The organism is Neorhizobium tunisiense (assembly GCF_039631515.1).
Taxonomy (GTDB): domain Bacteria; phylum Pseudomonadota; class Alphaproteobacteria; order Rhizobiales; family Rhizobiaceae; genus Neorhizobium.
Window position 1 is genome coordinate 1,758,999 of sequence record NZ_JBDIUU010000001.1, and the last position, 6,339, is coordinate 1,765,337.

General features: G+C 63.5%; 3 protein-coding genes. 1 reads left to right on the forward strand and 2 read right to left on the reverse strand.

Annotated elements, in window-relative coordinates; translation table 11 throughout:
- Positions 1-20 precede the first annotated feature (20 nt).
- Positions 21-1,052, reverse strand: a complete 1,032-nt coding sequence (locus ABCW43_RS09185; protein ID WP_345923257.1) for a helix-turn-helix domain-containing protein — start codon at positions 1,050-1,052, stop codon at positions 21-23.
- A 165-nt stretch (positions 1,053-1,217) separates the two neighbouring features.
- The gene (mutS, locus tag ABCW43_RS09190) at positions 1,218-3,866 is read right to left on the reverse strand and encodes a DNA mismatch repair protein MutS (RefSeq protein WP_345923429.1); all 2,649 of its coding nucleotides are present in this window, start codon (positions 3,864-3,866) and stop codon (positions 1,218-1,220) included.
- Positions 3,867-4,063: 197 nt separating this feature from the next.
- On the opposite strand from mutS, the gene ABCW43_RS09195 reads away from it, so the two are divergent.
- Positions 4,064-6,339 (forward strand): NADP-dependent malic enzyme (locus ABCW43_RS09195; protein WP_345923259.1); only part of this gene is annotated, 2,276 nt, incomplete at its 3' end.

The window sequence follows — 6,339 nt, forward strand, 5'->3', positions numbered from 1 at the left end:
GTTGCTTCCTGCGTCGAAGTTCAAGCCGGTGTTTTTCTGGCACCGGCGCCTTGCGCAGCCCTTGCCTCGGCTCTCCACTGCTTGGGGTTCGTCCCAGTCACCCGGCGGAATTCACGATTGAAGTTCGATTTCGTTGAAAAACCGACGTCGAGCATGATCTGGGTCACTGTCCGCTCGGTTTCCCGCAGAAGGCGGCAGGCTTCGGCGATGCGGCGGTCGTTGACGAATTGCGAGACATTCAGCCCCGTCACGCGATTGATGGCGGCAGAGACCTCGCGGGCCGGAAGCCTCGCCTTGCGGGCAAGCTTGGCAAGGCTCAGGTCTTCGCTCCTGTAAAGCTCCCCCTCCTCCAGGGCCGCCTCGATGCGGGATAGCGCGACCCTGTCTTCTTCGGTCGGCTTGATTGCGAAGGAGGCGGGAAGCGGTTTGGCTGGAGAGAAATCAGGTGAAAAATAGTAGGCGATCACGGCAGCGATCGCCGCCAGGTTCATGATCGCGACCGCCAACGGCACATCACGGGGGCCATAGATATCGGTGTAGACCGCCAGTGCGGCGTCGCTGACGGCGAAGAACAGCATCATGCCCGCGGTCAACCGGGCGGCGCGCAGCGCCGGTCTCATGCGCGGAAGCGACGCTTCCGCCATCACGTCCGCGCCCCCTGAGAGCGTCAGGCGCCAAAGCGCGATGCCATAGCCGAAGAAGATCACCAGCAACAATGGATCGACGAGAGCACGCAGGAAACCGACAGCTATGGCGGCGGCCAGGGGTGGCAGGACATGCAGCCAGGGCTTTTCCAAGCGTTCGTCCATCAACGCTCGGAAGGCCAGGAAGGCAAGCGGCGGCATGATCGCCGCGGTGATGGGCTGGATCGGTGCGAGCGCTTTGATGCCGTAGCCAAAATGCAGGCCGACGATCACGCCTTGCAGGGCATAGAGAATAAGGAAAGCGAAGAAGTAACGACGCGAGCCCGGCGTTTCGACGCCCTTCAGACTGCGGTAGAGCGTCAGCGCGAAGACAAGGCCGGCAAGAAAGGGCAAGGGAACGGACAGCACGTGGAGCCTTGGTAAAAGCGGCCTGAATCATGATCTCGAAGGCCTTTACCACATCCGAGGTCGGAAAGGCATGCGGATCGAGGGTTCGACGGCGGCGCCCCCCGGCATCTATCCTTCGCCTCCGGGTAGCCCGGGATCGCTCAGTCTGAAATCCTTGCCGGAACGTTATGCTTTAAGCTGCTTCTTCAGCGCATAGAGCGCATCCAGAGCTTCGCGCGGTGTCATGTCGTCCGGGTTGATGGCCCTCAGCGCGTCTTCGACCTTGGAAGGCCCTGCGCGCTTGGCCTCCTCACGGCGAACGGCGACCTGGAAGAGCGGCAGGTCGTCGATCAGCTGGCTCGCGGGATTCTTGCGGTCGGAATCTTCGAGCTTGGTCAGCACATCGCGGGCGCGGGCGACCACTGAGTCGGGAAGACCCGCCAGCCGCGCGACCTGGATACCGTAGGAGCGGTCGGCAGCACCGGGGCCGACTTCATGCAGGAAGATCACCTCGCCGTCCCATTCCTTCACCCGCATCGTGGCGTTGGAAAGCCGGTTCAGTTTTTCCGAGAGCACGGTCAGCTCATGGAAATGGGTGGCGAACAGGCCGCGGCACCTGTTCGCCTCGTGCAGGTGCTCGACCGCCGCCCAAGCGATCGACAGGCCGTCGAAGGTCGCGGTGCCACGACCGATCTCGTCGAGGATGACCAGCGAACGATCGCTTGCCTGGTTGAGGATGGCGGCCGTCTCGACCATCTCGACCATGAAGGTAGAGCGGCCGCGCGCCAGATCGTCCGAGGCGCCGACGCGGGAGAAAAGCCGGTCGACGATGCCGATATGGGCGGACGCCGCCGGCACGAAGGACCCCATCTGCGCGAGGATGGCGATCAGCGCGTTCTGGCGCAGGAAGGTCGACTTACCGCCCATGTTGGGGCCGGTCAGCAGCCAGAGCGCGCCGAACTCGCCGCCATTGTGTGGCGAGAGGTCGCAATCGTTGGCAATGAACGGGCCGACGGACTGCTTCCGCAGTGCCTGCTCCACCACCGGATGGCGACCGCCCTCGATCGCGAACATGCGCGAGGCATCCACCATCGGGCGGCGATAGCTCCATTCGTCGGCGAGCATGGCAAGGCCCGCAGCGACGTCAATCACCGCCAGCGCCCGGGCGCCGGCCTTGATCGCCTCTGCCTCCGAGGTCACCGCCGCGACCATCCTGTCGAAGGCTTCGAGTTCGATGGTCAGCGCCTTGTCGGCGGCATTGGCGATGCGGCTCTCGAGATCGGCAAGTTCCGTCGTGGTGAAACGCATGGCACTCGCCATGGTCTGGCGATGGATGAAACGTGCCTTTCCTTCCGGCGTGTCGGTCATCGTGCCGGAATTGCCGGCCGTCACCTCGATGAAATAACCGAGCACGTTGTTGTGCTTGATCTTCAGCGACTTGATACCGGTCTCCTCGGCATATTGGAGCTGGAGCGCTGCGATGACCCGGCGCGACTGGTCACGCAGCGCCCGGACCTCATCGAGGTCCGAATGGGCGCCTTCGGCCAGGAACCCGCCGTCTCGCTTGAGGAGCGGCAGTTCCTGCGCCAGCATGTTGCCGAGCATGGATTCCAGATGAAGCGGCAAGGCCTTCAGGTCGTCGAGGGCCTGCGCAAGTTCCTCGGGCAGCATGGCCCTGTCGAGGAAGGCCGCGACGCCGCGGGCCGCCTCCAACCCTTGCAGAATACTGCCGAGGTCACGCGGACCGCCCCGATCGAGCGCCAGGCGCGACAGGGCGCGCGGCATATCCGGCACGTGCTTCAGCCCGGAGCGCAGTTCACTGCAGAGCGACGGCTCTTCGAGCAGGAAGGAGATCGAATCGAGGCGCCGGTTGATGCGGTCGGGATCCGTCAGCGGCGACATCAATCGTTCAGCGAGCAGGCGGGCCCCGCCGCCGGTCACCGTGCGGTCGATCGCCTTCAGAAGCGTACCCTCACGCTCGCCCGACAAGGTCTTGGTCAGTTCCAGATTGCCGCGGGTCGCCGGGTCGATGAAGAGGGTGGAGGCGCCGCTTTCGCGCTCCGGGCGGCCGAGCGGCGGACGTTCGGCGATCTGGGTCTTTTCCACATAGGCGACGGCGGCCGCGGCGGCTGCCAGCTCCGCGCGCGAAAAATTGCCGAAACCGTCGAGCGTGCCGACACCGAAATACCGGGTAATGCGGCCCTCCGCACTGGCGCTGTCGAAGAGCACGGATGGCTGCGGCACCGCGACTTTGCCGAGCACGTCGAAGACGGGCTTCAGCTCGGTGTCGTGAAACATCGTATCCGGCAGGATCAGTTCACGCGGTTCGATGCGCAGGATATCGGCGAGCAACCGGGACTGATCGGTCTCGGCGAGCCGGAAGACACCGGTCGAAATATCGATCCAGGCAAGCGCCAGAAGCGGTTCGGCGGCACCCTTGATGCGGGCAAGCGCCATCAGGTAGTTCGATTCGGAGGGTGAGAGGAGTTTTTCCTCGGTAATCGTGCCCGGCGTCACCAGCCGGACGACGTCACGCTTCACCACCGATTTCGAGCCGCGCTTCCTGGCCTCCGCCGGGTCTTCCACCTGCTCGCAGACGGCGACGCGGAAACCGAGGGAGATCAGCTTCTGCAGATAGTCGTCGGCGGCATGCACCGGAACGCCGCACATGGGGATTTCGCGACCGAGATGCTGGCCGCGCCTGGTGAGCGTGATGCCGAGAGCACGTGACGCATCGACCGCATCCTCGAAGAAGAGCTCATAGAAATCGCCCATGCGGTAAAAGAGCAGCGACCCCGGATTGTTCGCCTTGATCTCGATATATTGCTCCATCATCGGCGTTGCCGAGGCGCGGCTTTCCTCCGAGGCAAGCTCGGCAGCGTTCAGGGCGTCGATGGAGAATCTTTCAAACTGTGTCACGGAACCGATTTTTTGTTGCGCGCTGGAATTTGCGACACTATCGATGAAGACACCTGAAAGACAACATCTGCCGCGGCCTAGAGGACGGCTGCCCACAAAAAGCTGGAGGAAACATGCCTGCCAAGGACAAGGCCACGGAGAAGGCTGCACGTGCGCGGGCTTCCGTGACCGAACAGGAAGCGCTCGATTTCCATTCGGAAGGCCGCCCGGGTAAACTCGAAATCAATCCCACCAAGCCGATGGCGACCCAGCGCGATCTGTCGCTCGCCTATTCGCCTGGGGTCGCGGTGCCGGTCAAGGCGATCGCCGCCGATCCTGCGACTGCCTATGATTACACGACGCGCGGCAACATGGTGGCCGTCATCTCGAACGGCACGGCGATCCTCGGTCTCGGCAATCTCGGGGCGCTTGCCTCGAAGCCGGTGATGGAAGGCAAGGCCGTGCTGTTCAAGCGCTTCGCCGACGTGGATTCCATCGACCTTGAAGTCGATACCGAGAATGTCGACGAATTCATCAACTGCGTGCGTTTCCTCGGCCCCTCCTTCGGCGGCATCAATCTCGAGGACATCAAGGCGCCGGAATGTTTCATCATCGAGAGCCGCCTGCGCGAGCTGATGGATATCCCGGTCTTCCATGACGACCAGCATGGTACCGCGATCATCGCCGCCGCCGGCCTGATCAACGCGCTGGAACTGACCGGCCGCGACCTCAAGACCACCAAGCTCGTCTGCAACGGCGCCGGCGCCGCGGCGATCGCCTGCGTCGAACTCATCAAGGCGATGGGCTTTAATTCGGAAAATGTCATCCTCTGCGACACCAAGGGCGTCATCTACCAGGGCCGCACCGAGGGCATGAACCAGTGGAAATCCGCCCACGCGGTGAAAACCACCAAGCGGACCCTGGAAGAAGCCATGAAGGACGCGGACGTCGTGTTCGGCCTTTCCCAGAAGGGCGCCTTTACCGAAGAGATGATCCGTTCCATGGCCGACAGGCCGATCATTTTCGCGATGGCCAACCCCGATCCGGAAATCACCCCGGAAGAAGTCGCCCGCATCCGCGACGACGCAATCATGGCGACCGGCCGCTCGGACTATCCGAACCAGGTCAACAACGTGCTCGGCTTCCCCTATATCTTCCGAGGCGCGCTCGACGTTAGGGCCAGCCAGATCAACGATGCGATGAAGATCGCCGCCGTCAACGCGCTCGCCAATCTCGCCCGCGAAGACGTGCCGGACGATGTTGCTGCCGCCTACCAGGGCAACCGCCCCCGCTTCGGCGCGCAATACATCATCCCGGTCCCCTTCGATCCTCGCCTCATCTCGGCGATCCCCGTCGCCGTTGCGGAAGCCGCAATGGAAAGCGGCGTCGCCCGCAAGAACATCGCCGATCTCGCCGCCTATGGCCGCGAGCTTTCCGCCCGCCGCGATCCGATCGCCGCGACGACGCAAGGCATCTACGAGCGCGTCCGTCGCTTCCCGAAGCGGGTCGTCTTCGCCGAGGCCGAAGAAGAACAGGTCATGCGCGCGGCGATTTCCTTCACCAGCCAGAAGCTCGGCACCGCCATCCTTCTCGGCCGCGACGATGTGATCCGCGCGACGGCGGAAAAGGCAGGCATCGATCTCGACCGACCCGGCGTGGAGATCGTCAACGCCCGTCTTTCCAACCGGCTCGATGCCTATATCGATCACCTCTATGCCCGACTGCAGCGCCAGGGCTTCCTCTACCGCGACGTCCAGCGCCTGATCCACAACGACCGCAACCATTTTGCCGCAACCATGGTGGCGATCGGCGATGCGGATGCGATGGTAACCGGCACGACCCGCAACTATGCGACGGCCCTGCAGGACGTCAGCCGTTGCATCGATCCCAAGCCGGGACACAAGGTGATCGGCGTGTCGCTGGTGATCTCGCGCGGCCGGACGATCTTCGTCGCCGACACCGCCGTCCACGACATGCCGAATGCGGAAGATCTTGCGGATATCGCCGTCGAAGCCGCCCGTGTCGCAAAGCGCATGGGCTACGAGCCCCGCGTCGCCATGCTCGCCTACTCCACCTTCGGCCAGCCGATCGGCGAACGTTCTGAGCGGGTCCGCGAGGCGGTCAAGATCCTCGACCAGCGGCGCGTGGATTTCGAATATGACGGCGAGATGGCAGCAGACGTGGCGCTCAACCCGCACCGGATGGAGCAGTATCCGTTCTGCCGGCTCTCAGGGACAGCCAACGTGCTCGTCATGCCGGCGATCCATTCCGCCTCGATCTCGACGCGCATGCTGCAGGAACTCGGCGCTTCGACCGTAATCGGCCCACTGCTGGTCGGCCTCGACAAGTCGGTGCAGATCACCTCGATGGGCGCCAAGGACAGCGATATCGTCAACATGGCCGCTATCGC

Coding starts and splice junctions, on each gene's coding strand:
- mutS (WP_345923429.1), bottom strand. CDS start 3,866: ATGATGGAGCAATATATCGAGATCAAGGCGAACAATCCGGGGTCGCTG.